This window comes from Stenotrophomonas sp. YJH_SMC_123 (genome assembly GCF_059368215.1).
Window position 1 is genome coordinate 1,019,352 of the sequence record NZ_JCAFRM010000001.1, and the last position, 25,889, is coordinate 1,045,240.

At 66.4% G+C, this 25,889-nt stretch carries 18 protein-coding genes; 11 read left to right on the top strand and 7 right to left on the bottom strand.

Features of this window, described 5'->3' with window-relative positions; genetic code table 11:
• Positions 1–61: 61 nt before the first annotated feature.
• On the bottom strand, positions 62–1,261 hold the full coding sequence (locus AC5P5W_RS04775) for an acyltransferase family protein (protein ID WP_049418897.1): 1,200 nt from the start codon (positions 1,259–1,261) through the stop codon (positions 62–64).
• 175 nt (positions 1,262–1,436) lie between these two features.
• Between AC5P5W_RS04775 and AC5P5W_RS04780 the strand changes: the two genes are divergently transcribed.
• The 8 genes from AC5P5W_RS04780 to AC5P5W_RS04815 all read left to right on the top strand — a co-directional run bounded on the left by AC5P5W_RS04780 (position 1,437) and on the right by AC5P5W_RS04815 (position 13,444).
• On the top strand, positions 1,437–2,297 hold the full coding sequence (locus AC5P5W_RS04780; protein ID WP_197574922.1) for a LytTR family transcriptional regulator DNA-binding domain-containing protein: 861 nt from the start codon (positions 1,437–1,439) through the stop codon (positions 2,295–2,297).
• A gap of 70 nt (positions 2,298–2,367) precedes the next feature.
• Positions 2,368–3,493 (top strand): peptide chain release factor 2 gene (prfB, locus tag AC5P5W_RS04785; protein WP_014037064.1). Its coding sequence is split into 2 segments (ribosomal slippage): positions 2,368–2,442 and positions 2,444–3,493, totalling 1,125 coding nucleotides; the frame shifts between segments, so codons are not numbered across the junction.
• Positions 3,494–3,649: 156 nt separating this feature from the next.
• Positions 3,650–4,432, top strand: a complete 783-nt coding sequence (locus AC5P5W_RS04790) for a helix-turn-helix transcriptional regulator (RefSeq protein ID WP_021204557.1) — start codon at positions 3,650–3,652, stop codon at positions 4,430–4,432.
• Between the two features lie 699 nt (positions 4,433–5,131).
• Complete coding sequence (locus AC5P5W_RS04795; protein WP_142234668.1) at positions 5,132–6,517, top strand: NAD-dependent succinate-semialdehyde dehydrogenase; 1,386 nt, start codon at positions 5,132–5,134, stop codon at positions 6,515–6,517.
• 62 nt (positions 6,518–6,579) lie between these two features.
• On the top strand, positions 6,580–8,220 hold the full coding sequence (locus AC5P5W_RS04800; protein ID WP_142234669.1) for an acetolactate synthase large subunit: 1,641 nt from the start codon (positions 6,580–6,582) through the stop codon (positions 8,218–8,220).
• 187 nt (positions 8,221–8,407) lie between these two features.
• Complete coding sequence (lysS, locus tag AC5P5W_RS04805; protein ID WP_012480078.1) at positions 8,408–9,919, top strand: lysine--tRNA ligase; 1,512 nt, start codon at positions 8,408–8,410, stop codon at positions 9,917–9,919.
• Between the two features lie 205 nt (positions 9,920–10,124).
• Positions 10,125–11,270, top strand: a complete 1,146-nt coding sequence (gene rpfG / locus AC5P5W_RS04810; protein ID WP_032959453.1) for a cyclic di-GMP phosphodiesterase response regulator RpfG — start codon at positions 10,125–10,127, stop codon at positions 11,268–11,270.
• Positions 11,267–13,444, top strand: coding sequence for a response regulator (locus AC5P5W_RS04815; protein ID WP_142234670.1), 2,178 nt, complete (start codon positions 11,267–11,269; stop codon positions 13,442–13,444). Before rpfG ends, AC5P5W_RS04815 begins: the two co-directional genes overlap by 4 nt.
• 70 nt (positions 13,445–13,514) lie before the next feature.
• On the opposite strand, the gene AC5P5W_RS04820 is transcribed toward AC5P5W_RS04815, so the two are convergent.
• The 5 genes from AC5P5W_RS04820 to betI form a co-directional block, all read right to left on the bottom strand.
• Positions 13,515–14,387, bottom strand: a complete 873-nt coding sequence (locus AC5P5W_RS04820) for a crotonase/enoyl-CoA hydratase family protein (RefSeq protein ID WP_014647007.1) — start codon at positions 14,385–14,387, stop codon at positions 13,515–13,517.
• 161 nt (positions 14,388–14,548) lie between these two features.
• Entirely contained in the window at positions 14,549–16,225 is a 1,677-nt protein-coding gene (locus AC5P5W_RS04825) for a long-chain fatty acid--CoA ligase (protein ID WP_014647008.1), read from the bottom strand.
• Positions 16,226–16,446: 221 nt separating this feature from the next.
• The gene (gene betA, locus AC5P5W_RS04830; protein ID WP_046430400.1) at positions 16,447–18,129 is read right to left on the bottom strand and encodes a choline dehydrogenase; all 1,683 of its coding nucleotides are present in this window, start codon (positions 18,127–18,129) and stop codon (positions 16,447–16,449) included.
• 101 nt (positions 18,130–18,230) lie between these two features.
• Positions 18,231–19,703 carry a betaine-aldehyde dehydrogenase gene (gene betB / locus AC5P5W_RS04835; protein WP_014647010.1) on the bottom strand — a complete coding sequence of 491 codons (1,473 nt, stop codon included), beginning with the start codon at positions 19,701–19,703 and terminating at the stop codon, positions 18,231–18,233.
• 38 nt (positions 19,704–19,741) lie between these two features.
• A complete protein-coding gene (gene betI, locus AC5P5W_RS04840; protein ID WP_014647011.1) occupies positions 19,742–20,332 on the bottom strand; it encodes a transcriptional regulator BetI in 591 nt (196 codons plus the stop codon).
• Between the two features lie 168 nt (positions 20,333–20,500).
• On the opposite strand from betI, the gene AC5P5W_RS04845 reads away from it, so the two are divergent.
• Positions 20,501–22,051 carry a BCCT family transporter gene (locus AC5P5W_RS04845; protein WP_014647012.1) on the top strand — a complete coding sequence of 517 codons (1,551 nt, stop codon included), beginning with the start codon at positions 20,501–20,503 and terminating at the stop codon, positions 22,049–22,051.
• 128 nt (positions 22,052–22,179) lie between these two features.
• Here the strand turns inward: AC5P5W_RS04845 and acnA are convergent, their stop codons facing one another.
• Positions 22,180–24,933, bottom strand: a complete 2,754-nt coding sequence (gene acnA, locus AC5P5W_RS04850) for an aconitate hydratase AcnA (RefSeq protein WP_069118468.1) — start codon at positions 24,931–24,933, stop codon at positions 22,180–22,182.
• Between the two features lie 302 nt (positions 24,934–25,235).
• Between acnA and AC5P5W_RS04855 the strand changes: the two genes are divergently transcribed.
• Positions 25,236–25,460, top strand: coding sequence for an AbrB/MazE/SpoVT family DNA-binding domain-containing protein (locus tag AC5P5W_RS04855; protein ID WP_005409505.1), 225 nt, complete (start codon positions 25,236–25,238; stop codon positions 25,458–25,460).
• A gap of 6 nt (positions 25,461–25,466) precedes the next feature.
• Entirely contained in the window at positions 25,467–25,865 is a 399-nt protein-coding gene (locus AC5P5W_RS04860) for a type II toxin-antitoxin system VapC family toxin (protein WP_005416402.1), read from the top strand.
• Positions 25,866–25,889 lie beyond the last annotated feature (24 nt).

Here is a 25,889-nt window from a genome sequence, read left to right on the forward strand (position 1 = left end):
TCAATGTAGAGCCGAGCCTGCGCTCGGCTCATGGCAGAAGCAGCCGAGCGCGGGCTCGGCTCTACACTACTGCGGTGCGCGCCATTGGCGCCGCCGGCGGATTCGCACGCAGGCCGAACAGGGGCCGCAGCCAACGCACGCGACGGATCAGCAACTCATGGATCAGCAGGCAGCCGCCGACAGTACCGGCCAGCAGCAGGGCCGGTTCCATCCACGGGCCCAACTGAAGTGGCTTGAGCCAGAACAACAGCACGATGATCAGGCTCTGGTGCAGCATGTACCAGGGATAGATCGCCTCGGTGCAGTACGGCAGCCAGCGGAACGGGCGATCGAGGAAGACCTTTCCCCAGCCGAGGATGGCCAGCAGCGCGGTCCATACGTAAAGCGACTGGCTGGCCCGGCCCTGCAGGTCCCAGAACGGTTCGGGCCATTGCCGCAGCGGGGAATCGGCGGGCAATACCTGGCCGAGGATGCGCAACCCCAGATACCAGCCGACGGCAGCCAGCGCCAGCCATAGCGTGGTGCGGCGCAGGGCGACCACGCGCTCCCAGAACACCGGTTCACGACCCAGCAGGTAGCCGGCCAGGAACACCGTCGCGTACTTCGCGTGCTGGTACCAGTCGCCGAGCAGGGCATTGGTGGACGGGTAGATCGGCTCCAGCCAGATCACCCAGGCCAGCAGCAGGGCGGACGGAAGGCCGATCAGCAGCATCGGCGATGCTGCGCAGAGCGCCATCGCGCGGCGAACCACCGCCGTTCCCAGCAATGGCATCAACAGGGCCAAGGCCAGCGTGTAGTTCCACAGATAGGCCAGGTACCACAGGTGGTTCCAGGTGATGCCGTACTGCCAGCCGGCGAAGCTGCCTTCCGGCCACGGCCGCACCTGCCAGTAGCGCAGCAGGAACTGGCCGAAGCCGGGTGCCACGTGGCCGTTGGCCACGCCTTCGCAATAGGGCTGGATCGGCACGATCACGAACATGCCGAACAGCAGCGGCAGCAGCAGCCGCCAGGTGCGCAGGCCGGCGAAGCGCAGCAACCTGCCTTCCGGCCGCATCAGCGCGATGGCGATACCCGAGATCAGGAACAGCAGCGACATCCGCCAGCGGTTGACGAACAGCATCGGCCACTGCAGCCATTCGGCGGTATGCACGCTCTTGAGGTGAAAGCCCCAGTCGTCCACGTAGGCCATGGCGGTGTGGTAGAGGATCAGCAGGGCGAAGGCGAACACGCGCAGGGCGTCGATGTCGTAGCGTCGGGTCATGGTGGTGGTGTGCCGGAGAGTCGAGCCAAGGTGACGCCGCCCGGTCCGTGCGGCGACTGGCAAGGGGCCGCTGGAACCGACGCAGTGACCAATGGCGGGGGTGGTGGGATCAATGGAGCCGCTACCCTTTGTCCCTTGAGGCAGGCTGGAGCACCGCAACGACATGGATGCAGCAATGACTCAGGGCCGACCATCGCGCTGGCGTACTTCAACCCGGCTGCTGGTATGGGCGGCGATCCTGTCGGCCTCGGCAGTGACCAATGCGCTGGTGGAAGTGATGGACGCCAGTCGCCGCGGCGGCGATCTCGGGCTGTGGGAGCCGATGATCTGGGAGTTCAGCAGCCTCGGCCTGGTCCTGTTGACCCTGCCGCTGCTGTGGTGGGGCTGCGAGCGCTGGCCGCTGCATGCCGATACCTGGAAGCGGCGATTGCCGCTGTATCTGCTGGCCAGCGTCGGCTGGTCGCTGCTGCACGTGGTGGGGATGGTGCTGCTGCGGCACCTGGCCTACGGGTCGCTGGGCCATCGCTACCAGGATGATGCCGGCTGGCTGGAGCGTTTTGCCTACGAATACCTGAAGGATGTACGCACGTTTGCGATGTTCGTGGCACTGGAGCACTTTGCCAGCTGGTTCGGCCGGCGCAGGCAGGGCGAGGCGAGCCTGCTGGCCGAGCCGGACGTCGGCCCGCCGGTGGAGCCGGTCGAGCGCCCCCAGCACTTCCTGGTGCGCAAGCTGGGCAAGGAGTTCCTGGTCGCCACGGCGGACGTGGAGTATGCCCAGGCCGCGGGGAACTATGTGAACCTGCGGGTACGCGGCCACGACTATCCGCTGCGGATCACCATGGCGGTGCTGGAGCAGCGGCTCGACCCGGGCGAGTTCCTGCGCCCGCACCGCAGCTGGCTGATCCATCGGGGCCAGCTGCGCTCGATCGAGCCGCTGGACGGTGGCGAGGCCCTGCTGCACATGGTCGACGGGGCGAAAGTGCCGTGCAGCCGGCGCCAGCTGCCGCTGCTGCGGCAGGCGCTGGGGGCAGGGTGAGGCCCTCATTCCGGGCACCCGCAGCCTGCGGTATCATTACCAGTCATCTTTTGAATGCATAACCGCTGACATGATCGAACTGAATCCTGTCCGCCAGCGCATCACCGATCTGACCGATCGCGTGCTGTCGCTTCGGGGGTATCTTTGACTACGACGCCAAGAAAGAGCGTCTTGAAGAAGTAACGCGGGAGCTGGAAAGCCCCGACGTCTGGAACAACGCCGAGTACGCCCAGAACCTGGGCCGCGAACGTTCCAGCCTGGAAAAGACCGTGGGCGGCATCGCCTCGGTGCTCGATGGCCTGAACGATGCCACCGAGCTGCTGGAGCTGGCCGAGTCCGAGCAGGACGAGGACACCGCCCTGGCCGTGGTCGCCGACCTGGACAAGCACCAGGCCCACGTGGAGAAGCTGGAGTTCCAGCGCATGTTCTCCGGCGAGATGGACAATGCGGCGGCGTTCGTCGACATCCAGGCCGGTGCCGGCGGCACTGAAGCCCAGGACTGGGCCGAGATCCTGCTGCGCATGTACCTGCGCTGGTGTGAATCGCGTGGCTGGAAGACCGAGCTGATGGAAGTCTCCGGCGGCGACGTTGCCGGCATCAAGTCGGCCACGCTGCGCGTGGAAGGCGACTATGCCTATGGCTGGCTGAAGACCGAGACCGGCGTGCACCGCCTGGTGCGCAAGTCGCCGTTCGACTCGGACAACCGCCGCCACACCAGCTTCACATCGGTGTTCGTGTCGCCGGAAATCGACGACAACATCGACATCACCATCAACCCGGCCGACCTGCGTACCGACGTGTACCGTTCGTCCGGTGCCGGTGGCCAGCACGTGAACAAGACCGAGTCGGCGGTGCGTATCACCCACATCCCGACCAACATCGTCGTGGCCTGCCAGACCGGCCGCAGCCAGCACCAGAACCGCGACAACGCGATGAAGATGCTGGCCGCCAAGCTGTATGAACTGGAGATCCAGAAGCGCAACGCCGAGAAGGACGCGGTGGAAGCCACCAAGTCCGACATCGGCTGGGGCAGCCAGATCCGCAACTACGTGCTGGACCAGAGCCGCATCAAGGACCTGCGCACCGGCATCGAACGGTCGGACACGCAGAAGGTGCTGGACGGCGACCTGGACGAGTTCGTCGAGGCCAGCCTGAAGGCCGGCCTGGCCGTGGGCTCCAAGCGCGTCGATGCCTGATCGGCGCGCCTGCGCGGATATCGTCACCCTCGTGCGCAATGCCGAGGGTGGCTGATCACGCTTCCGATGTGGGGCCGAGCCCATGCTCGGCTGCTGTTGGCGCAGTAGCAGATGCGTCGAGCATGGCTCGACGCTACAACGGGTACGGCGGTAGCGATGATGCGCAGCGAAAGTGAACGCAAGGAACTCGGCGGCTTTCTCAAGGCCTGCCGCGCCCGTGTCGATCCTGCCACGCTCGGCCTGCCGGCCGGGCGCCGGCGTACCCCGGGCCTGAAGCGCGAGGAAGTCGCGCTGGCGATCGGGGTGAGCGTCAGCTGGTACACCTGGATCGAGCAGGGCCGTGAAGTGCGCGCCTCGCCCGAGGTGCTGGAGCGCCTGGCGCAGGTGCTGCGCATGAGCGACGACGAACGCGCCTACGCGTTCGCGCTCTCCGGCTACGGCGTGCCGCTGGAATCACCGGACGAGAGCGTGACCGACGGCTTGCGCCAGCTGGTGGAGGCGATGCAGCCGATCCCGGCCTATGTGCGCAACACCCGCTTCGACATCCTGGCCTGGAACCCGGCCATCGCCGATCTGTTCGTGGACTACAGCCAACTGGCGCCGCATGAGCGCAACACGCTGCGGCTGATGTTCCTGTACCCGCCGTACCGCACGCTGATCCTCAACTGGGAAGAAATGACCCGCGGCCTGCTGGCAGGCTTCCGTGCGGCGATGGCGCAGGCGCCGGACAAGGCGCCGTTCCTGGCGCTGGTGGAGGACATCGCGGCGCATAGCGAGGAGTTCCGCCAGTGGTGGCCGGAGCACGACGTGCGCCGGTTCGATGAGGGTGCGAAGAAGCTGAACCATCCCACGCGCGGGCTGCTGGACCTGCAGTACGTGGCGCTGGTGCCGGAGAGCCGGCACGATCTTTCCCTGGTCACTTACCTGCCGCGTAGGTAGGTTGGTCGGCAGGGCTTGCAGCCCTGCACCTGCTCAATGCAACGGCCAAAGCCAGAGCCAGAGCTAGAGCTGGATTCCGTGGGTTGGCGGGGCGGTGTCGGAGTGCGGGGACGCCGTAAACCCGTCCCTGGGGGCTTGGCAGCCGCATCCATGCGGCTGACACCCCGCACGCCGACACCGCCCCACCTTCGACAGGTTCACGCGGCTGTTGGCAACTGCGGCTTTGTTCCGCGCGGCTGTTGGTAGGTGTCGACCTTGGTCGACACGATTTTTCTCTCAGATATCGAATGAGTCATCCACGGATGGCGTGGGTCTACTGTGTCGACCAAGGTCGACATCTACCAACAGCAACGCAGAGCGCCGCCCCGACAGATCGCGGAAAACCGTCGAAGGCGGGGTGGGTCCGGTTGCGGGAGTGTCCGCGGCATGGATGCCGCGGCCAAGCCCCCAAGGACGGGTTTACGGCGTCTCCGGCAACCGGACCCACCTCGCCATCCCACGGATAGCCCGCTGTTGCTGCTGCTTCGGCTGTTGCCGTTGCCTCTGCGGGTGCAGGGCGCAGCCCTGCAAGAGCCCCCATTCAGACAGGTAAGTGCAGGTCACAGGATAAGCAGACGCCTTGTTGCCTCCGCCAATCGGGTCCACATTCCTGTGCAGGAGACGGGCCGCCGCCCGTCGTCGAGACACCAGGAGACCTGCATGTCCGCTGCCCCCACCACCGCCATTTCCCGCGATCCGGCTACCGGCCAGCAGATCGCCAGCCATCCCTTCGCCACCGATGCCGAACTGGATGCGATCCTCGAGCGTGGCCAGGCCGGCTTCGCCGCCTGGAGCGCCAGCAGCCTCGAACAGCGGGCCACAGTGCTGCGTGCAATGGCCGCCGTACTGCGCCGTGACCGTGAAAAGCTGGCCGCGCTGGCCACTGCCGAAATGGGCAAGGTCCAGGCCGAAGCACTGGCCGAGATCGAGAAGTGCGCCGTGCTGTGCGACTGGTACGCCGACCATGGCGCGCAGTTCCTGCGCGACGAACCCACCCAGGTGCCCGATGACAAGGCCTACGTGTCCTACCTGCCGCTGGGCGTGGTGCTGGGCATCATGCCGTGGAATTTCCCGTACTGGCAGGTGATGCGCGCGGCGGTGCCGATCCTGATGGGGGGCAACGGCTTCCTGCTGAAGCCGGCCGAGAACATCGTCGGTACCGCGCAGCTGCTCGACGCCGCCTGGCGCGACGCGGGGCTGCCGGAAGGCACCTTCATCGCCGCCAACATCAGCCGCGAGGGCACCAGCCGCGCGATTGCCGATGACCGCGTTGCGGCAGTCACCCTGACCGGCAGCGTGGCCGCAGGCCGCAGCATCGCTGCCCAGGCCGGGCAGGCGCTGAAGAAGGTGGTGCTGGAACTGGGCGGCTCGGATCCGTTCATCGTGCTGGCCGACGCTGACCTGGATGCGGCCGTCGATGCGGCGGTGACCTCGCGCTTCCAGAACACCGGGCAGGTCTGCATTGCCGGCAAGCGCATCATCGTTGAAGACGCGGTGTACGACCGCTTCGTGGCGCAGTTCTGCCAGAAAGTGCAGGCGCTGACCATCGGTGATGGCCGTGAAGCGGGCAATCGCATTGGTCCGATGGCACGCCAGGACCTGCTGGAACAGTTGGACGCGCAGGTGCGCGCCTCGGTGGACGCAGGCGCGAAGCTGCTCGTCGGCGGCCATCAGCTCGATCGCCCGGGCGCGTTCTACGCGCCCACCGTACTGGCGGACGTGGAGCCGGGCATGCAGGCCTTTGACACGGAAACGTTCGGGCCGGTGGCCTCGATCAGCCGCGCCCGCGATGCCGACCACGCGGTGGAACTGGCCAACCAGAGCGAGTTCGGCCTCAGCGGCAACCTGTGGACCGGTGACCGCGCGCGGGCCATGCAGCTGGCGCGCCGGCTGCAGACCGGCGGTGTGTTCGTCAACGGCTTCTCCGCTTCCGACCCTCGCGTGCCGATCGGCGGTGTGAAGAAGAGCGGCTTCGGCCGCGAGCTCTCGCACTTCGGCATCCGTGAATTCGTCAACGCGCAGACAGTGTGGTTCGACAAGCATTGACGCGCGGCTCTCATCCTTCCTGCAACGATCCACCATCAGTCCAGCACAAAGGACGGCATCCGATGTCCAAGGGTTCAGATCTGCTCGTCGCCGCACTTGAGAACGAAGGCGTCGAGCGCATTTTCGGCATTCCCGGCGAAGAAAACCTCGACGTGGTCGAGTCGCTCCGCCATTCCAGCATCGAACTGGTCATCACCCGCCACGAACAGGCGGCGGTGTTCATGGCGGCCACTTACGGCCGCCTGACCGGCAAGCCGGGCGTATGCCTGGCCACGCTCGGCCCGGGCGCGCTCAACTTCACCACCGGCGCCGCCTATGCGCTGCTGGGTGCGTGGCCGGTGATCATGATCACCGGCCAGAAGGGCATCGTCGCCAGCAAGCAGGCGCGCTTCCAGATCGTCGACATCGTCGGCACGATGAAGCCGCTGACCAAACAGGCGCGGCAGATCGTCTCGGCACGCACCATTCCGACCATCGTCCGCGAGGCGTTCCGTGTCGCCCAGGAAGAGCGCCCGGGCCCGGTGTTGCTGGAGCTGCCCGAAGACATTGCTGCCGATGAGGTCGAGGGCGTGGCGCTGATTCCGCCGCACGCGGTGGACCGTCCCATTGCCAGCCCGGAGGCGCTGGATCGGGCAGCAGAGCTCATCCGCAATGCAAAGCGGCCGCTGCTGATGATCGCTTCGGCGGCCTCGCGGCCGCAGTCCAGCGACGCGCTGTCCGCGTTCGTGCTGCGCGCCGGCATCCCGTTCTTCACCACGCAGATGGGCAAGGGCGCGGTGGCCGGTGGTTCAGGCCTGTACATGGGCACCGCGGCGCTGACCGAGCGCGATTACGTGCACATGGCGATCGACCAGGCCGACGTGATCGTGACCATCGGCCACGAGGTCACCGAGAAGCCGCCATTCGTGATGCGCCCGGGTGGGCCGACGGTGATCCATATCGGGTACTCGCAGGCGGCGGTGGAACAGGTGTATTTCCCGCAGGTGGAGGTGATCGGCGATATCGGTCGTTCGCTGACCCAGCTGGCCGACCGCATCGAGGGCGCGGTGCCGGATGCCGCTGCGCTGCTGCCGCTGCGCGCGACCATCCTCGAGCACCTGGCCGACCGGGCCGAAGAGGCCGGGTTCACCCCGCAGCGGCTGGTGCACGACGTGCGCCAGGTGATGCCGCCGGATGGCATCGTGGCGCTGGACAACGGCATGTACAAGATCTGGTTCGCGCGCAACTACCGCACCCAGGTGGCCAACACGCTGCTGCTGGACAACGCGCTGGCGACGATGGGCGCGGGCCTGCCGTCGGCGATCATGGCCTCGATCCTGTATCCGCAGCGGCGGGTGCTGGCGGTGTGCGGCGACGGCGGTTTCATGATGAACAGCCAGGAGCTGGAGACGGCCCGCCGGCTGGGCCTGAACCTGGTGGTGCTGATCCTCAACGACGGTGCCTACGGCATGATCCGCTGGAAGCAGGCCGTGGACGGATTCACCGACTACGGCATGACCTTCAGCAACCCCGATTTCGTGAAGTACGCCGAGGCCTATGGCTGCAAGGGCCACGAGGTGACGGCCATCGAGCAGTTCATCCCGACCTTGGAAGCGGCCTTCAACGAGGGCGGGGTGCACCTGGTGTCGGTGCCGGTGGACTATTCGGAGAACCAGCGGGTGCTGGTGGATGAGTTGCGCCAGGCGTTCCCCGGCAACAGGTAGCGGCGGAGCAGGGCCGGCCGATCCGCCCGGTAGGTGTCGACCTTGGTCGACACGCACGGCGCCAACCAAGGTTGGCGGCTACCGGGGCGGGCCCGGCCCAGGGCTGGGGCTGGGCGGTTTTGGTATGCTGGGCAACCGGCTGTGCCGGGCGCTGCATCCCCCCTCACTACACGATTCCCGCAGATCCATGAGCGAAGCTACCGATACCCCCCCCGTCGACGAAAACAAGTTGATCGCCGAGCGCCGTGAGAAACTCAAAGCGCTGCGTGGGCAGGGCATCGCGTACCCGAACGACTTCCGTCGCGAGGACTTCGCCGGCCGCCTGCAGGAAGAATTCGCAGATGCCGAAACCTGGACCGCCGAGGCCCTGGAAGGCAACGGCCGCCAGGTGAAGATGGCGGGCCGCCTGATGGCCAAGCGCATCATGGGCAAGGCCAGCTTCGCGCAGATCCAGGACGAGTCCGGCCGCATCCAGCTGTTCCTGCAGGGCGCGGTGCTGGGCGATGCCTATACCGCCTTCAAGGGCTGGGACGTGGGCGACATCATCGCCGTCGAAGGCGGCCTGACCCGTACCAAGACCGGCGAGCTGTCGGTCAAGGCCGAATCGATCCGCCTGCTGACCAAGTCGCTGCGCCCGCTGCCGGACAAGTGGCATGGCCTGGCCGACGTCGAGCAGCGTTACCGCCAGCGTTACGTCGACCTGATCGTGACCCCGGAGTCGCGCGCGGTGTTCATCAAGCGCTCGAAGATCATCCGCGCCATGCGCGCGTGGCTGGACAACCGCGACTTCCTGGAAGTCGAGACGCCGATGATGCATTACATCCCCGGCGGCGCGGCGGCCAAGCCGTTCACCACCCACCACAATGCGCTGGACCTGGACCTGTACCTGCGCGTGGCGCCGGAGCTGTACCTCAAGCGCCTGACCGTGGGTGGCCTTGAGCGCGTGTACGAGATCAACCGCAACTTCCGCAATGAAGGCGTCAGCACCCGCCACAACCCGGAATTCACCATGATGGAGCTGTACGAGGCCTATGCCACGTACAACGAGATCATGGACCTGACCGAAGGCGTGATCCGTGACGTGGCCAAGGCCGTCAACGGTGGCACCGAGGTCGAATGGGACGGCGCGAAGATCGACCTGGGCCCGGCATTCCGCCGCTGGCGCATGGACGAGGCGGTGCGCCACCACAATCCGGAAATCTCTGCGGCGGACTGCACCGACCGCGACGCGCTGCTGCGCCATTGCGAGCGCCTGAAGATCCGCGTCAAGCCGTCCTACGGCTGGGGCAAGCTGCTGCTGGAGATCTTCGAGGCCACCGTCGAGCACACCCTGATCCAGCCGACCTTCATCACCGACCATCCGGTGGAGGTCTCGCCGCTGGCCCGTGCCAACGACAATGACCCGGGCTACACCGACCGCTTCGAGCTGTTCGTCAACGGCAAGGAGCTGGCCAACGGCTTCTCCGAGCTGAACGATCCGGAAGACCAGGCCCAGCGCTTCCAGGCCCAGGTGGCGGCGAAGGAAGGTGGCGATGACGAGGCCATGCACTACGACGCCGACTACATCCGTGCGCTGGAGTACGGCATGGCACCGACCGGCGGCCTCGGCATCGGCGTGGATCGCCTGGTGATGCTGCTGACCGGCAGCAGCTCGATCCGCGATGTACTGCTGTTCCCGTACATGCGTCCGGAGCAGTAAGTCGCCTTTTTGACTCCCGATTGTGCGCGCCGTCCCGAAACGAGACGGCGCGATTGACGCGTCCCGCACTCGGCGTATCGTAATTGCACTACCTTGACGCCTGTTATGGCTTGATCGGCGCCAGGGGGAGGGCACGGTGTGGGGAGTCCGCTTCACATTGTGATGACGATCATGAATCGGGACGCATGACACGGGAGTCAGGCCGATGCAGGGTGCGAGCGTTCGCAGCGGCAGAGTATCCTCGCCTGCTGATGATCCAGCGTGGTCGAGAAACCAGGCAGAGTACGCGTTGAACATCGTCATCGTTGACGACCAGACTTCGGCCCGGACGATGCTGCGTCACGTCATCGAAGACATCGCGCCGGAACTGAGCGTGTATGACTTCGGAGACCCGCTGACCGCATTGGCCTGGTGCGAAGCCCATCCGGTCGACCTGCTGCTGCTCGATTACCGCATGCCGGAGATGGATGGGCTGGAATTCGCCCGTCGTTTCCGTCGCCTGCCCAAGCACCGTGACATTCCGGTGATCCTGATCACCGTGGTCGGTGACGAGCCGATCCGGCAGGCGGCACTGGAAGCAGGCGTCATCGACTTCCTGGTCAAGCCGATCCGCCCGCGCGAGCTGCGGGCGCGCTGCTACAACCTGCTGCAGCTGCGCCAGCAGACCGAGAACGTGAAGCAGCGGGCGCTGTCGCTGGAGCAGCGCCTGCTGGCCAGCATGCATGAGGTCGAAGAGCGCGAGCGCGAAACGCTGTCGCGGCTGGCACGCGCGATCGAGTTCCGTGATGCCGGCACCAGCGCCTACCTGGAGCGCATGGCGCGCGTGGCCGGACTGATCGCCGAACAGCTCGGGCTGCCCGAAGAGGAGGTGCGCCTGATCGAAATGGCTGCGCCGCTGCATGACATGGGCAAGATCGCCATTCCCGATGCGGTGCTGCTCAAGCAGGGCAAGCTCAACGAGGAAGAGCTGGCGATCATGCGCCGGCACCCGCGGATTGGCCATGAACTGCTGAGCGGCAGCCAGAATCGCTTCATCCAGGTTGGCGCGTTGATCGCACTGCGTCATCATGAGCGCTATGACGGCAGTGGCTATCCCGATGGGCTGGTCGGCGACGCGATTCCGCTGGAAGCGCGCATCGTGGCCGTCGCCGATGTCTTCGACGCACTGATTTCGCCCCGTCCGTACAAGGAAGCATGGACCATGGAAGCCACCCTGGCTTATCTCTACGCCCAGCGTGGCCGCCTGTTCGATCCCCGATGCGTGGACGCGCTGCTGCGCGGCCGCGAACAGCTCGACCAGATCTGCGCCGAGCATTCGATGGCGTCCGCGCGCCCGGGGCTGGGCGCGTGAAACGCCTGTTGTCGCAGCTGCGGCTGCGCCTGTCCCAGCGCCAGGACAGCGAGCACGGCCAGCAGATCGTCCGCATCGTGCTGATCAGCCTGATCCTGGCCTACGTACTGTTGCCGGCACCGCGCCACGATCTGCCGCACACCCAGTACGTCGGTGTGCTGGCGATCGTGCTGACCGGCCTGAGCCTGTCACTGTTGCTGTTCGGCTGGCTGCTGTGGCGGCCGGCGCGTTCCGATCCCCGCCGCGTGCTGGGCATGCTGGCTGACTACGGCCTCATTGCTGCCGGCATGGTGCAGATGGGTGAGCCGCTGGCCTGGGTCTACATCGTGGTGATGTGGGTGACGGTCGGCAATGGCATGCGCTTTGGCAACCACTATCTGTACGTGGCGGTGGCCATGGCGATGGTGAGCTTCGGTTGCACCGTGATGCTGACGCCTTACTGGCAACAGAATTTCCGCCTGGCCATCGGCCTCTGGCTGGGCCTGGCAGCGGTGCCGCTGTACTTCTCGACATTGCTGCGGCAGTTGACCGAAGCGATGGCCGAGGCGCGCCGCGCCAGCGAGGCCAAGAGCCGGTTCCTGGCCAACATGAGCCATGAGTTCCGCACGCCGTTGAACGGTCTCAACGGCATGACCGAAGTGCTGGCCACCACGCGCCTGGATGACGAGCAGCGCGAGTGCCTCAACACCATCCAGGCGTCGTCGCGCAGCCTGCTGGCACTGGTGGAGGAAGTGCTGGACATCTCGGCCATCGAGGCCGGCAAGCTGCGCGTGGTGGCCGAGGACTTCGCCGTGGCCGACGTGATCCAGGCGATCGGTCTGATCCTGTTGCCACAGGCCAAGGCCAAACGGCTGGATTACCGGGTGAAGGTGGCCGATGGTGTGCCGCCACGCGTGCGCGGCGATGTCGGGCACCTGCGGCAGATCCTGCTGAACCTGGCCGGCAACGCGGTCAAGTTCACCGACCATGGCCGGGTCGAGATACGTGTCGGCGTGGTGCAGGCCGATGCCAGCGGGGCGGTGCGGTTGCGCTTCGACATCCTCGACACCGGCATCGGCGTGCCACCTGCCATGCGTGCACGGCTGTTCGACGCGTTCGAGCAGGCCGATGTCAGCATGGCGCGCCGCCACGAGGGGACGGGGCTGGGCACGACCATCGCCAAAGGCTTGGTCGAGGCGATGGACGGTGACATCGGTTATCTGGAAAACCCGCCGCGCGGCAGCCACTTCTGGGTCGAGCTGCCGTTCGCGCCGCCGCAGCCGCAGGTGCCGGGCGCGGTGCCGAGCCTGAGCGGCGACGAAGACGCGGGCCCGGGCGGCAACGTGATCGCTTTTGCCGATCCGTTCCTGCGCCATCGCGCCCGCGTGCGCAGCATGCAGATCCTGGTGGCCGACGACCACGAGGCCAACCGCATGGTCCTGCAGCGCCTGCTGCAGAAGGCCGGCCATCGCGTGCTGTGCGTGGACGGCGGTGAGGCGGTGCTGGATGCGCTGGCCGACAGCGAGTTCGACGCGGTCATCGTCGATCTGCACATGCCGGGCATGAGCGGGCTGGACATGCTCAAGGAACTGCGGGTGATGCAGGCCGGCGGCGGTCCGCGCACGCCGGTACTGGTACTCAGTGCGGATGTAACGCCCGAGGCGATCCAGCGCTGTACCCAGGCCGGCGCACATGCCTTCCTGGCCAAGCCCGTCGTTGCGGTGCGCCTGCTCGATACGCTGGCCGAGATCGCCAGCAATGCCCAGCTGAAGACCATGGCCGCACCGGTGGTGCGACCGGCGGCGCCGCTGCACGATGGCGTGCTCGACAGCAGCGTGCTGGACGAACTGGCTTCGCTGGGCATGGGCGAGGGCTTCGAACGTGAGTTCATCCGCCAGTGCCTGGAGGACGTGGCGAGCTGCATGGGCAAGGCCGAGCAGGCCGGCGAGGCCACGCAGTGGGATGTGTTCCGCGAACAATCCCACGCGATCAAGGGCGTGGCCAGCAACCTCGGCCTGATGCGCGCATCCAACCGTGCCGGCGAGCTGATGCGGATGGCCGACTGGCAGCTCAAGACCGAATGGCGCACGCGCCTGGGCATCCTGCAGGAGGCGATCAAGGAAGGCCGGCGCGCACTGGACGCGAGGGCCGAACGCCGCATGCGCGGCGCCGCCGATGATGGTGAAGCGCGCTGAGGCGTGGCGTGAACCCAAAAAAAGCCCGGTGGCCAGCCGGGCTTGAACCCATCCTGGGGGAGGGGAGGAATCAGGCCGCGTCGAGACTGGCGCGACGGGTCTGGGCCTTGATCAGGCGATCCATGGTGCGCAGCGAGCGGTCGCCGAGTGCGAGGGCGGAATCGACCCATACCTTGGTGATCTCCAGCAGTTCGTCGTAGCTGACCGGCTGGGCGATGGCGCGTGCGGCGTTCATCGCCAGATAGGACTGCGGCGTGCGCTGCTGCTGGCGGATCAGTTCCTCCACCGCCGCCCGGCCTTCGCCCTTCTTCACCAGCACGTCGACCACGCCCATCGCGTGCATCTCCTCGGCGCTGTAGACCCGGCCGTCGAGGATGATCTTCTCGGCCAGGTGGGGGGACACGCGCCGGCACAGGAAGGAGTACGCACCCATGCCCGGGAACAGGCCGAACAGCACCTCCGGCAGGCCCAGTCCGCTGCCTTCCTCGGCGACGATGGTGTGGCAGGCCAGGGCCATTTCCAGGCCGCCGCCGAGGGCGTCACCCTGGATCAGCGCGATCGAACGGACGTCGCCGCCGAACCCGGTGTGCAGGTGGTGCACGCCCTCCACGCAGCGCTGGGCGTAGTTCAGCAGGAGGTCGCGGTTGCCTTCGCGGATCAGGCGGGTGAACAGGTCCAGGTCGCCGCCCAGGTTGTAGGCGACGGCATCGGAGGCCAGCACGAAATGCCGCAATGTCCCGTTGTGGCGTTCGGCAGGGCTGCGGGTGATGGCCGCCATGTAGCTCCACATTTCGTCGAGCATGTCCTTGCGGCAGCAGGGGCGGATCCCGGTGGCGGCATCGGCGTGCATGAACAGCCAGTGGGCAGCGCCGTCGGCGCTGTCTTCGGTACGGATGGTGGCGAACGGTGAGCCGCTTGAAGGCAGCTTTTCGATGGTACTCATGGAAGGGTCCTCGGCATGCGGCCCGCAGTGTCAGGTGCGTGGCCGGCGGGCCGAACGGTCCACACACGCGGCGATGCTACACCGCCTCAGCGGCGTCGCATGCGAAAGGGCCCGGGACGTTTCCGCCCCGGGCCCTGCACTGTCCAGATTGCCGCAAACCCTTACTGGGCGGGCGTATCGCGGAGTTCGCGACGGAGGATCTTGCCGACGTTGGTCTTCGGCAGCTCCTTTCGGAATTCAACGATTTTGGGGTGCTTGTAGCCGGTCAGGTTGGCCCGGGCATGCTCCTTGACCATTTCGGCGGTCAGGTTCGGATCCTTCTTCACGATGACCACCTTCACCACCTCGCCGGACTTGTCGTCCGGGACGCCGACTGCGGCCACTTCCAGCACGCCCGGCATCATCGCGATCACGTCCTCGACTTCGTTCGGGTACACGTTGAAGCCGGACACCAGGATCATGTCCTTCTTGCGGTCGACGATGTAGAAGAAGCCGTGTTCGTCCATCTTGGCCATGTCGCCGGTGTGCAGCCAGCCGTCCGCGTCGATGGCCTTGGCCGTTTCCTCCGGGCGCTGCCAGTAGCCCTTCATCACCTGCGGGCCCTTGATGCAGAGCTCGCCGACCTCACCCAGCGGCAGGATGGCACTGTTGTCATCCTTGATGCAGGCATCGGTGGAGGGGATCGGCAGGCCGATCGAGCCGTTGTACTCGGTCAGGGTGAGCGGGTTGATGCAGGCTGCCGGCGAGGTCTCGGTCAGGCCATAGGCCTCGACCAGGGTCACGCCGGTGACCTTCTTCCAGCGCTCGGCGACGGCGCGCTGCACCGCCATGCCGCCGCCCAGGGTGACCTTCAGCGAGGAGAAGTCGACCGTGTCGAAACCGGGGGTGTTGAGCAGGCCGTTGAACAGCGTGTTGACGCCGGTGATGGCGGTGAAACGCACCGACTTGAGCTCCTTGACGAAGCCCTTCATGTCGCGCGGGTTGGTGATCAGGTGATTGCAGCCACCGAACTTCATGAAGACCAGGCCGTTCGCGGTCAGCGCGAAGATGTGGTACAGCGGCAGGGCGGTGATGATCCACTCCTTGCCCATCTCGATGCCGGACGCACTGATCCAGGCCGAGGCCTGCTGCATGTTGGCAATCAGGTTGCGGTTGGTCAGCATCGCGCCCTTGGCCACGCCGGTGGTGCCGCCGGTGTACTGCAGGAACGCGATGTCGTCGTGGTCGATCTCGACCTTGGGCAGGCTGTGGCGGCTGCCGAGCTTGAGCGCCTGGCGGAAGCGCACCGCGCCCTTGAGATGGTAGTTGGGCACCATCTTCTTGATGTACTTCAGCACGAAGTTGACGATCACGCCCTTGGCGCCGAGCAGGTCGCCCAGGCCGGTGGTGACCACATGCTTGACCGGCGTATCGGCGATGACCTGCTCGACGGTGTCGCCGAAGTTGTCGACCACCACCAGCGCGGTCACGCCGGCATCGACCAGCTGGTGCTTGAGCTCGCGGGCGGTGTACAGCGGGTTGACGTTGACCACGGTCAGGCCGGCGCGCAGCACGCCGAAGGTGGCCACCGGGTACTGCAGGCAGTTGGGCATCATCAGGGCGACGCGGTCACCCTTCTTGAGCTTGAGCTCACCGAGCAGGTAGGCCGCGAACTGTTCGACCAGCGCGTCGGTCTCGCCGTAGGTGAGGACCTTGCCGAAGCTGGAGTAGGCGGGACGGTCGCGGAATTTCGCGACGGAAGCGTCGAAGACCGAAGCTACCGAATGGAACTCGTTGACGTCGATCTCGGCGGGAACGCCTTTCGGATAGCTCTGCAGCCAGGGACGATCCAGACTCATATTCCCCCTCCAGGAATCGTGATGTATTAGGTCCGGCCCTGAGCGTATCGACAACGGCCGGTCATTGCAGCATACCCCGCCGTAGGGAAAACGCGAAGAGGCCCCGAAGAGCCTCTTTGCTGGGTAGTGCCGGTCGCTGGCCGGCATCTGCGCTGGACGGACCATGCGATGGATGCCGGCCAGCGGCCGGCACTACCGTGGCCCCAAACGGGCCGGCTGCGTCAACCCTGCTTGCGAACGGGTGCGCCGTTGGCCTTGTAGTACGGCGCGGTGCTACGGGCGAGCGGGGTGCGGCCGCGGATCACGTCGGCCAGCTTCTCGGCCATCATGATGGTCGGCGCGTTGAGGTTGCCGGTCACCACCTGCGGCATGATCGAGGCATCGACGATGCGCAGGCCTTCCAGCCCGTGCACGCGGCCCTGGCCATCGACCACCGCCATCGGATCGTCGGCATGGCCCATCTTGTTCGAGCACGACGGGTGATAGGCAGTCTCGGCGTGCTCGCGCACGAACGCATCGATCTGCGCGTCGGTCTGCAGCGCGCTTCCCGGCGAGATCTCGCGGCCGCTGTACGGGGCCAGTGCCGGCTGCGCGAAGATCTCGCGGGTGATGCGGATCGCCGCACGGAACTCGCGCCAGTCCTGGTCGTGCGACATGTAGTTGAACAGGATGCTCGGATGTTCGCGCGGGTCCTTCGAGCGCACGTGGATGCGGCCGCGGCTGGGTGAGCGCATCGAACCGACGTGCATCTGGAAGCTGTGCGCCTTGATCGGGTTGGAGCCGTTGTAATTGATCGCCACCGGCAGGAAGTGGTACTGCAGGTTCGGCCAGTCGAATTCGGCGTCGCTGCGGATGAAGCCACCGGCCTCGAACTGGTTGCTGGCGCCGATGCCGGTGCCCAGGAACAGCCACTCGGCACCGATCGCCGGCTGGTTGTACAGCTTCAGTGCCGGCGCCAGCGACACCGGCTTCTTGCACTCGTACTGCAGGTACATCTCGAGGTGGTCCTGCAGGTTGGCGCCGACGCCCGGCAGGTGGTGCACCAGGTCGATGTCCAGGCTGCGCAGCAGGTCGGCCGGGCCGACGCCCGAGCGCTGCAGGATCTGCGGCGAGGCGATGGCGCCGCCGCACAGCAGCACTTCGCGGCGGGCGGTGGCGCGCTGCGGCCGGTCGCTGTGCAGCCACTGCACGCCCACGGCGCGCTTGCCCGAGAACAGGATGCGGTCGGTCAGCGCGTGGGTGACGATGGTCAGGTTCGGGCGCGGCTTGGCCAGGTCCAGGTAGCCGCGGGCGGTGCTGGAACGACGGCCCTTCGGGGTCACCGTGCGGTCCATCGGGCCGAAACCTTCCTGCTGGTAGCCGTTGAGGTCGTCGGTGCGCGGGTAGCCGGCCTGCACGCCGGCTTCGACCATCGCAGCGAACAGCTCGTTGTTGCCGGCCTTCGGCGTGGTAACGCGCAGCGGGCCGTCGCCACCGTGGTAGTCATTGGGGCCGATATCACGGGTTTCGGCCTTGCGGAAGTAGGGCAGGCAGTCCAGGTAGGTCCAGTCTTCCAGGCCCGGCATGCTGGCCCAGTTGTCATAGTCCATCGCGTTGCCGCGGATGTAGCACATGCCGTTGATCAGCGACGAGCCGCCCAGGCCCTTGCCGCGGCCGCAGTCCATGCGGCGGTTGTTCATGAAGGGCTCCGGATCGGTCTTGTACGCCCAGTTGTAGCGCTTGCCCTGCAGTGGGAAGGCCAGTGCCGCCGGCATCTGGGTACGGAAGTCGAGCCGGTAGTCCGGGCCACCGGCTTCCAGCAGCAGCACGCTGACATCGGCATCTTCGGTGAGGCGGGTAGCCAGCACGTTGCCGGCCGAACCAGCGCCGATGATGATGTAGTCGTACTCGTTGTGGGTGCTCATGGGTGTCTCCTGCAGGCCGGGGCGCGCTGCATGCAGGCGTCCCGGCGGGATGTCGGATCGGCGCGGTGGCCGGACGATGGGGCGTGCTGGCGGCGCGCTGGTCAGAACACGCTGGCGTAGTCGCCCAGCTCGACCTGCACCGACTTGATGCGGGTGTAGTGGCCGAGGGTCGAGATGCCGTTCTCGCGGCCGACGCCGGATTCCTTGTAGCCACCGACGGGCATTTCGGCCGGCGATTCGCCCCAGGTGTTGATCCAGCAGATGCCGGCTTCCAGGCGGTGGATGATGCGGTGGGCGCGGCTGACGTCCTTGCTGACCACGCCGGCGGCGAGGCCGAAGGTGGTGTCGTTGGCACGACGCACCACTTCGTCTTCGTCGTCGTAGGCGAGGATGCTCATCACCGGCCCGAAGATCTCTTCCCGGACAATCGTCATGTCATCGCGGCAGTCGGAGAACACGGTCGGCAGCACGTACGCGCCATTGGCCAGCGCGCCTTCGGTGGCACGGCCGCCGCCGGTCAGCAGGCGGGCGCCTTCGGCCTTGCCGCTTTCGATGTAGCGCAGCACGTTTTCCATGTGCGGGAAGCTGGTCAGCGGGCCGAAGTTGGTCTCGGCGGCCATCGGGTCGCCGATGCGGATGCGCTTGACGCGCTCGACAACGGCGGCCTCGAACGCGGCCAGCATGCTGCGCGGCACGAACACGCGGGTGCCGTTGGTGCAGACCTGGCCGGAGCTGAAGAAGTTGGCCATCACCGCGATGTCGGCGGCGCGGTCCAGATCGGCGTCATCGCAGATCACCAGCGGCGACTTGCCGCCCAGCTCCATGGTCACTTCCTTCAGCGACGAGGACGCCGCGCTGGCCATGACCTTCTTGCCGGTGGCGACGCCGCCGGTGAAGGAAATCTTCTCGATCACCGGGTGCTCGGTCAGCCACTGCCCGATCTCGCGGCCCGGGCCCTGCACGACGTTGAACACGCCGGCCGGCACGCCGGCTTCGGTGTAGATCTCGGCCAGCCGGATCGCGGTCAACGGGGTCACTTCGGACGGCTTGAACACCATCGCATTGCCGGCGGCGAGGGCCGGGGCCGACTTCCACATGGCGATCTGGATCGGGTAGTTCCAGGCGCCGATGCCGGCCACCACGCCCAGCGGTTCGCGGCGGGTGTAGAAGAAGCTCGATTCGCGCAGCGGCAGCTGGATGCCTTCGATGGCGGTGGCCAGGCCAGCGTAGTACTCGACCACGTCGGCGCCGGTGACGATGTCCACGGTGGTGGTCTCGGCCAGCGCCTTGCCGGTGTCCAGGGTTTCCAGGTGGGCCAGTTCGTCGTTGCGCTCGCGTAGGAGCTCGACGGCGCGGCGCAGGATGCGCGAGCGCTCCATGGCCGTCATCGCGGCCCACACCTTCTGGCCTTCGGCCGCGCTCTGCACGGCGCGCTCGACGTCGGCCTGGCTGGCAACCTGCACTTCGGCGATCACCTCACCGGTGGCCGGGTTGACGGTCTTGAAGGTCTTGCCGCTGGTGGCATCGACGCGCTGGCCGTGGATGTAGAGCTGTTGGACGGGCAGGGTGGTCATGGGGCGTACTCCTTGGAAGGGGGCGGGTGCTGAAGCGCTTATAGCGCGGCAGCCTGCAACTGGAAGTCGATGTAGCCGTAGGCGATGCGCCGCGACTTGTCGGCGTTGAACTGGCCGCCGACCAGGCTGCCACGCAGCCACAGGCCGTCGATCATCGCGGCCAGGCCACGGGCGGCCAGGCGGGCCTGCGGGTGGGGCAGCAGGCGGTTGAACTGGTGGCACAGGTTGGAGAACAGGCGCTGGTCGTTGGCGCGCTGCAGCCGGGCCAGTTCCGGCTGGTGCATGCTGGCGGCCCAGAACGTGAGCCAGACGCGCATTGCGGTACCGTTGATCTGGCTGTCGTCGAAGTTGCCATCGACGATGGCACGCAACTGCTCGCGGGGGTCATCGCTGGCCTCGGCGCGGTAGCGGGCGACGGCGTCCTTCAGTTCGCGCAGGATCTGCCGCATTGCAGCATTGAGCAGGCCGTCCTTGTCGCCAAAGTAGTGGGCGACGATGCCGCTGGACAGCCCTGCCTTCTTCGCGATGGTGGCGACGGTCGCGTCGGCCATGCCGATCTCGTCGATGGTCTGGAAAGTGGCCCGGATAAGCTGTTCGCGCCGTACCGGTTCCACGCCTTTCTTCGGCATTGTCTCTCCACGGATTGCGACCCGAAGGATCGGCTGCCCGCCATTATGCTTTTTATTGATTGAACGTTCAATCAATAAACCCTAGGATGCGCTCGCGCCCCACGCCATGGGCCCGGTTTACCGGTCCGGCCCCGCCCATGTGCTCCCCCGGACTGATGAGACGATCCCATGTCTTCCCTGGCTCATCCCAAGCGTTCGCCCCTGCGCTTGAACCGTTTTGTCTTTCTCAGCTCCTCGGTGTCGATCGGCATCCTCGGGCTGCTCACCGTTCTCTATCCCGAAGGCAGCGAGCACTGGCTGCAATGGGCGCAGGCCGAGGTGTCGGCCGCGTTCGGCTGGTGGTACATGCTGCTGATCGTGCTGTGCCTGGGCTTCGTGCTGTGGCTGGCGTTCTCGCCGTATGGCCGCATCCGCCTGGGTCACAACGAGGAGTCACCGGCCTTCGGCTACGTTGCCTGGGTCTCGATGCTGTTCTCGGCCGGCATCGGCATCGCGCTGCTGTACTACGGTGCCTACGAGCCGCTGGACCATTTCCTGCATCCGCCCGGGCAACCCGGCGGGACCGTGGCCGCCGGCCGCGAAGCGATGGTGCTGACCTTCCTGCACTGGGGCCTGCATGGCTGGGCGCTGTACGCGCTGGTCGGCGTGGCGCTGGGCTACTTCGCGTACCGCCGCGACCTGCCGCTGGCGCTGCGCTCGGCGCTGTACCCGATCTTCGGTGAGCGCATCCACGGCCGCATCGGCGACATGGTCGATGGTTTCGGCATCCTGGCCACGCTGATCTCGATGGTGACCAACCTCGGCATCGGCGCGCTGGTGGTGCAGTCCGGCCTGGTCTACCTGTTCCACATCCCGGATACGCCGCAGGTGCTGGTGGCCATCGTGCTGGTGATGATGGTGGTGGCCACCATCGGCGTGGTCGCCGGTGTGGAAAAGGGCATTGCCTGGCTGTCCAACCTCAACGTGCGCCTGCTGTGTGGCCTGCTGCTGTTCGTGCTGGTCACCGGCCCGACCCTGCACCTGTTCGACGGCCTGATCCAGAACACCGGCGATTACCTTGGCGCGTTCGTGCGCAAGAGCTTCGACATGTACCTCAACGACCCGAAGGGCCGTGAGTGGATGGGCTCGTGGACGCTGTTCTACTGGGCCTGGTGGATCGCCTGGGCGCCGTTCGTCGGCCTTTTCGTGGCGCGCATCTCGCGCGGCCGCACCATCCGCGAAGTGATCATGGGCGTGCTGCTGATCCCGCTCGGCTTCACCCTGGCCTGGCTGTCGATCTTCGGCAACACCGCCATCGACCTGGTGCTCAACCACGGCCAGGCGATCCTGGGTGAGGTGGCCCAGCACGATGCGGCGATGACGCTGTTCAAGCTGCTGGAATACCTGCCCGGCGCGCCGTACGTTGCCGGTGCGGCGGTGGTGATCGGCTTCGTGCTGTTCCTGACCCCGGTCGACTCGGGCACGCTGATGATCGCCAACCTGTGCACCCGTCGCGTTGACGATGGTGTGGAAGACGGCCATGACGCGCCGATCTGGCTGCGCGTGTTCTGGGCGGCCGGCATTACCGTGGCCAGCGTCGGCCTGCTGCTGGCCGGCAATTTCAGTGCGATGCAGACGGCGGTGGTGCTGTGTGGCCTGCCGTTCTCGTTCACGCTGGCGTTCTACATGTGGGGCCTGCTGAAGGCGCTGCGCACCGACCCGGACGCACCCCGCCGCTGAGCGCCTCTGTAGAGCCGAGCCCACGCTCGGCTGCTGTTGGCGCAGAAGCAGACGAGCGCAGGCTCGGCTCTACAGGGGGGCATCGCAGACGGAAAGGGCCGGACCCGCAAGGATCCGGCCCTTTTCCGTTACTTGGCTGCCAGCTGGCGCAGCACGTACTGCAGCAGGCCGCCATGACGGAAGTACTCGACTTCCTTCGGGGTCAGCAGCATCACCGAGACCTCGAAGGTCTTCTTCGTGCCATCGGCCTTGGTCGCGGTGACCGTGGCGCGCTTGCTGGCACCGTCCTGCAGGCCGGTGATGTCGATCACTTCCGAGCCGTCCAGGCCCAGGCTCTGCGCGTTCTCGCCGTTGCGGAACTGCAGCGGCAGCACGCCCATGCCGACCAGGTTGGAGCGGTGGATGCGCTCGAAGCTTTCGGCGATGACCGCCTTCACCCCCAGCAGCAGGGTGCCCTTGGCCGCCCAGTCGCGCGACGAACCGGTGCCGTATTCCTTGCCGGCCAGCACCACCAGCGGCACCTTGTCGGCCTTGTACTTCATGGCCGCATCGTAGATCGCCAGCTTCTCCGGCTGGCCACCACCGGCGGGGTAGTACAGGGTGTTGCCGCCTTCCTCGCCACCGAACATCAGGTTCTTGATGCGGATGTTGGCGAAGGTGCCGCGGACCATGACGTCGTCGTTGCCGCGGCGGCTGCCGTAGCTGTTGAAGTCGGCCGGCTGCACGCCGCGTTCCTGCAGGAAGCGGCCCGCCGGCGAGTCCTTCTTGATGTTGCCGGCCGGGGAGATGTGGTCGGTGGTGATCGAATCGCCGAACAGGCCCATCACGCGTGCGCCGTGCACGTCGTCGATGCTGCCGGTCTGCATGGTCATGCCATCGAAGTACGGCGGGTTCTTGATGTAGGTGGAGGCATCGCTCCACGCGTACAGGTTGCCGTCCGGCGAGGCGATGGTGTTCCAGCGGGTGTCGCCCTTGAACACGTCGGCGTAGTTCTGCTTGAACATCTCCGGGCCGATGGTGGCGGCGATGACATCGCCGATTTCCTTGTTGCTCGGCCAGATGTCGCGCAGGAACACCGGCTGGCCATCGCTGCCGGTGCCCAGCGGCTGGGTGGTCAGGTCGATGTCGGTGGTGCCGGCGATGGCATAGGCCACCACCAGCGGCGGGCTTGCCAGGTAGTTCATCTTCACTTCGGGGTGCACGCGACCCTCGAAGTTGCGGTTGCCCGACAGCACCGAGGTGACCACCAGGTCGCCGGTGGCGATGCCGGCGCTGACTTCGGTCGGCAGCGGGCCGGAGTTGCCGATGCAGGTGGTGCAGCCGTAGCCGACCACGTAGAAGCCGATCTTCTCCAGCTCCTTCAGCACGCCGGCCTTTTCCAGGTAGTCCGTGACCACGCGCGAGCCCGGCCCGAGCGAGGTCTTCACCCACGGCTGGCGGTTCAGGCCCTTGGCGGCCGCATTGCGGGCCAGCAGGCCGGCACCGATCATCACCGCCGGGTTGGAGGTATTGGTGCAGGAGGTGATAGCGGCGATGACCACCGCGCCATCCTTCAGCCGCACCTTGCGGCCTTCGATCTCGATGTCGGCGAAGCCCTTGGCCAGCTGCTCGTTGCCGACCGCCGCGCCGCCGCCTTCATTGACGAACGAGGAAACATCATCACTGCGCTTGTCGCGGTTGCTGGTCATGCCAACCAGTGCTTCGCGGTAGTTCTTCTGCACGTCCTCCAGCAGCACGCGGTCCTGCGGACGCTTCGGGCCGGCCAGCGACGGCTTCACCGTGCCCATGTCCAGTTCCAGCGTGGTGCTGTACTGGGCATGCGGGCTGCCCGGTTCGTGCCACAGGCCCTGTGCCTTGGCATAGGCTTCGACCAGGTCGATCTGCTCTTCGCTGCGGCCGGACAGGCGCAGGTAGTTCAGCGATTCGGCGTCGATCGGGAAGATGCCGCAGGTGGCGCCGTACTCCGGGGCCATGTTGCCGATGGTGGCTCGGTCGGCCAGCGGCAGGTGCTGCAGGCCGTCACCGTAGAACTCGACGAACTTGCCGACGACGCCCAGCTTGCGCAGCATCTGGGTGACGGTCAGCACCAGGTCCGTAGCGGTGGCACCCTCGGGCAGCTTGCCGGTCAGCTTGAAGCCGACCACCTGCGGAATCAGCATCGACGACGGTTGGCCGAGCATGGCGGCCTCGGCTTCGATGCCGCCCACGCCCCAGCCAAGCACGCCGATGCCGTTGATCATGGTGGTGTGGCTGTCGGTACCGAACACGGTATCGGGGTAGGCGACCGCCTTGCCGTCCTTGTCGGCGGTCATCACTACGCGGGCCAGGTTCTCCAGGTTTACCTGGTGGACGATGCCGGTGTTCGGCGGCACCACCTTGAAGTTGTCGAAGGCCTTCTGGCCCCAGCGCAGGAAGCCGTAGCGTTCCTGGTTGCGCTGGAACTCGATCTTGCCGTTGAGGTCGAGCGCGTCCGGCTTGCCGAACACATCGACCTGCACCGAGTGGTCGATGACCAGTTCGGAGGGGATCTGCGGGTTGATCTGCTCCGGCGAGCCGCCCAGCTTGACGACCGCGTCGCGCATCGCGGCCAGGTCGACCACGCAGGGCACGCCGGTGAAGTCCTGCAGGACCACGCGCGCCGGCATGAAGGCGATCTCGGTGTCCGGCTCGGCCGCCGGGTTCCAGCGGGCCACGGCTTCGATGTGGTCCTTGCCGACGGTGATACCGCCGTCCTCGTGCCGGAGCAGGTTCTCCAGCAGGATCTTCATCGAGTAGGGCAGGTGGGAGATATCGAAGCGCTGGCCCAGCGTGGGCAGGCTGAAGTAGTCGTAGGTCTTGCCGCCGACGTTCAGCTGGCTGCGGGTGGAGAACGAATCGCTCATGCGGGGTAACTCCTTCTTGCGGATGGCTTGCAGTGGCCCGCGCATGGGCGGGCCTGCTTGCGGTCGCCGCGGGCCTGACGGCCCCGGTCGTCCCAGTATGAACCTCAGACTGAATGGATTCATCCGGGCCGGGTTCCGGCCTGCGGCAGCGGTTCCAGACTACAGGGGAAGGTGTATGGCGTATGTCACGTTTGTGGCCGATCCTTTGCGAGGCAAGGGCTGGCGGGGCGCCGGTCCTGTTCAGGGTGGAAGTATGCCCGGGGAAGTATGTATAATTTGTGCATACTCTGGAGGGCCTACCGATGGAAGCCACTGTTGCAGAACGCGGACAGATCACCCTGCCCAAGGCGGTGCGTGATGCCCTCGGCCTGACCAAGGGCACGCTGCTGAAGGTCGAGCTGGACGGCAGCCGCATCATCCTGCGCAAGAGTGTTGACGATGCGATTTCACGGGCGCGCGGCAAGTTTGCGCTGGACGGCTTCGAATCGTCCGACGCAGCGGTACGCGCGGTGCGTGACGAGGAATAAGCCGTGATGATCGCCGTCGATTCACCGGTGCTGGTCGAGCTGCTCAGCAATGGTCCGCAGGCCGATGCCGTGGAAGCCATCCTCCGGCAGAGCCTGGTCGGTGGCCGCGTGGTGGTCTGTGGCGCGACCCTGGCCGAGGTCTGCGCATCGCTGCGCGGCGGCGCCGAGGTGCTCGAAGCGCTGGAAGAAATGGGCGTGCACTTCAACCCGATGGAAGCCAAGTCGGCGCTGCGCGCCGGCGAGATGCACCGCCGTCATCGCCAGCGCGGCGGCAGCCGCCGCAGCCTGGACGAATTCATGGTCGGCGCCCACGCACTGCTGCAGTGTGACGGCCTGATCACCTGGAACGACACGTTTTACCGCGACTACTTCAAGGGCCTGAAGCTGATCGTGCCGCACGCCTGAGCCCACTTTGTTATTTCAACCTAC

Bases quoted from the DNA above. Each gene is read 5' to 3' on its own strand.
- AC5P5W_RS04800 (WP_142234669.1), top strand. From the start codon at position 6,580: ATGTCCAAGGGTTCAGATCTGCTCGTCGCCGCACTTGAGAACGAAGGC.
- acnA (WP_069118468.1), bottom strand. From the start codon at position 24,933: ATGAGCGATTCGTTCTCCACCCGCAGCCAGCTGAACGTCGGCGGCAAG.
- AC5P5W_RS04855 (WP_005409505.1), top strand. From the start codon at position 25,236: ATGGAAGCCACTGTTGCAGAACGCGGACAGATCACCCTGCCCAAGGCG.
- rpfG (WP_032959453.1), top strand. From the start codon at position 10,125: ATGCAGGGTGCGAGCGTTCGCAGCGGCAGAGTATCCTCGCCTGCTGAT.
- betB (WP_014647010.1), bottom strand. From the start codon at position 19,703: ATGACCACCCTGCCCGTCCAACAGCTCTACATCCACGGCCAGCGCGTC.
- AC5P5W_RS04825 (WP_014647008.1), bottom strand. From the start codon at position 16,225: ATGAGTCTGGATCGTCCCTGGCTGCAGAGCTATCCGAAAGGCGTTCCC.
- AC5P5W_RS04775 (WP_049418897.1), bottom strand. From the start codon at position 1,261: ATGACCCGACGCTACGACATCGACGCCCTGCGCGTGTTCGCCTTCGCC.
- betI (WP_014647011.1), bottom strand. From the start codon at position 20,332: ATGCCGAAGAAAGGCGTGGAACCGGTACGGCGCGAACAGCTTATCCGG.
- AC5P5W_RS04795 (WP_142234668.1), top strand. From the start codon at position 5,132: ATGTCCGCTGCCCCCACCACCGCCATTTCCCGCGATCCGGCTACCGGC.
- AC5P5W_RS04845 (WP_014647012.1), top strand. From the start codon at position 20,501: ATGTCTTCCCTGGCTCATCCCAAGCGTTCGCCCCTGCGCTTGAACCGT.
- betA (WP_046430400.1), bottom strand. From the start codon at position 18,129: ATGAGCACCCACAACGAGTACGACTACATCATCATCGGCGCTGGTTCG.
- AC5P5W_RS04820 (WP_014647007.1), bottom strand. From the start codon at position 14,387: ATGAGTACCATCGAAAAGCTGCCTTCAAGCGGCTCACCGTTCGCCACC.
- AC5P5W_RS04860 (WP_005416402.1), top strand. From the start codon at position 25,467: ATGATCGCCGTCGATTCACCGGTGCTGGTCGAGCTGCTCAGCAATGGT.
- AC5P5W_RS04790 (WP_021204557.1), top strand. From the start codon at position 3,650: ATGATGCGCAGCGAAAGTGAACGCAAGGAACTCGGCGGCTTTCTCAAG.
- AC5P5W_RS04780 (WP_197574922.1), top strand. From the start codon at position 1,437: ATGACTCAGGGCCGACCATCGCGCTGGCGTACTTCAACCCGGCTGCTG.
- lysS (WP_012480078.1), top strand. From the start codon at position 8,408: ATGAGCGAAGCTACCGATACCCCCCCCGTCGACGAAAACAAGTTGATC.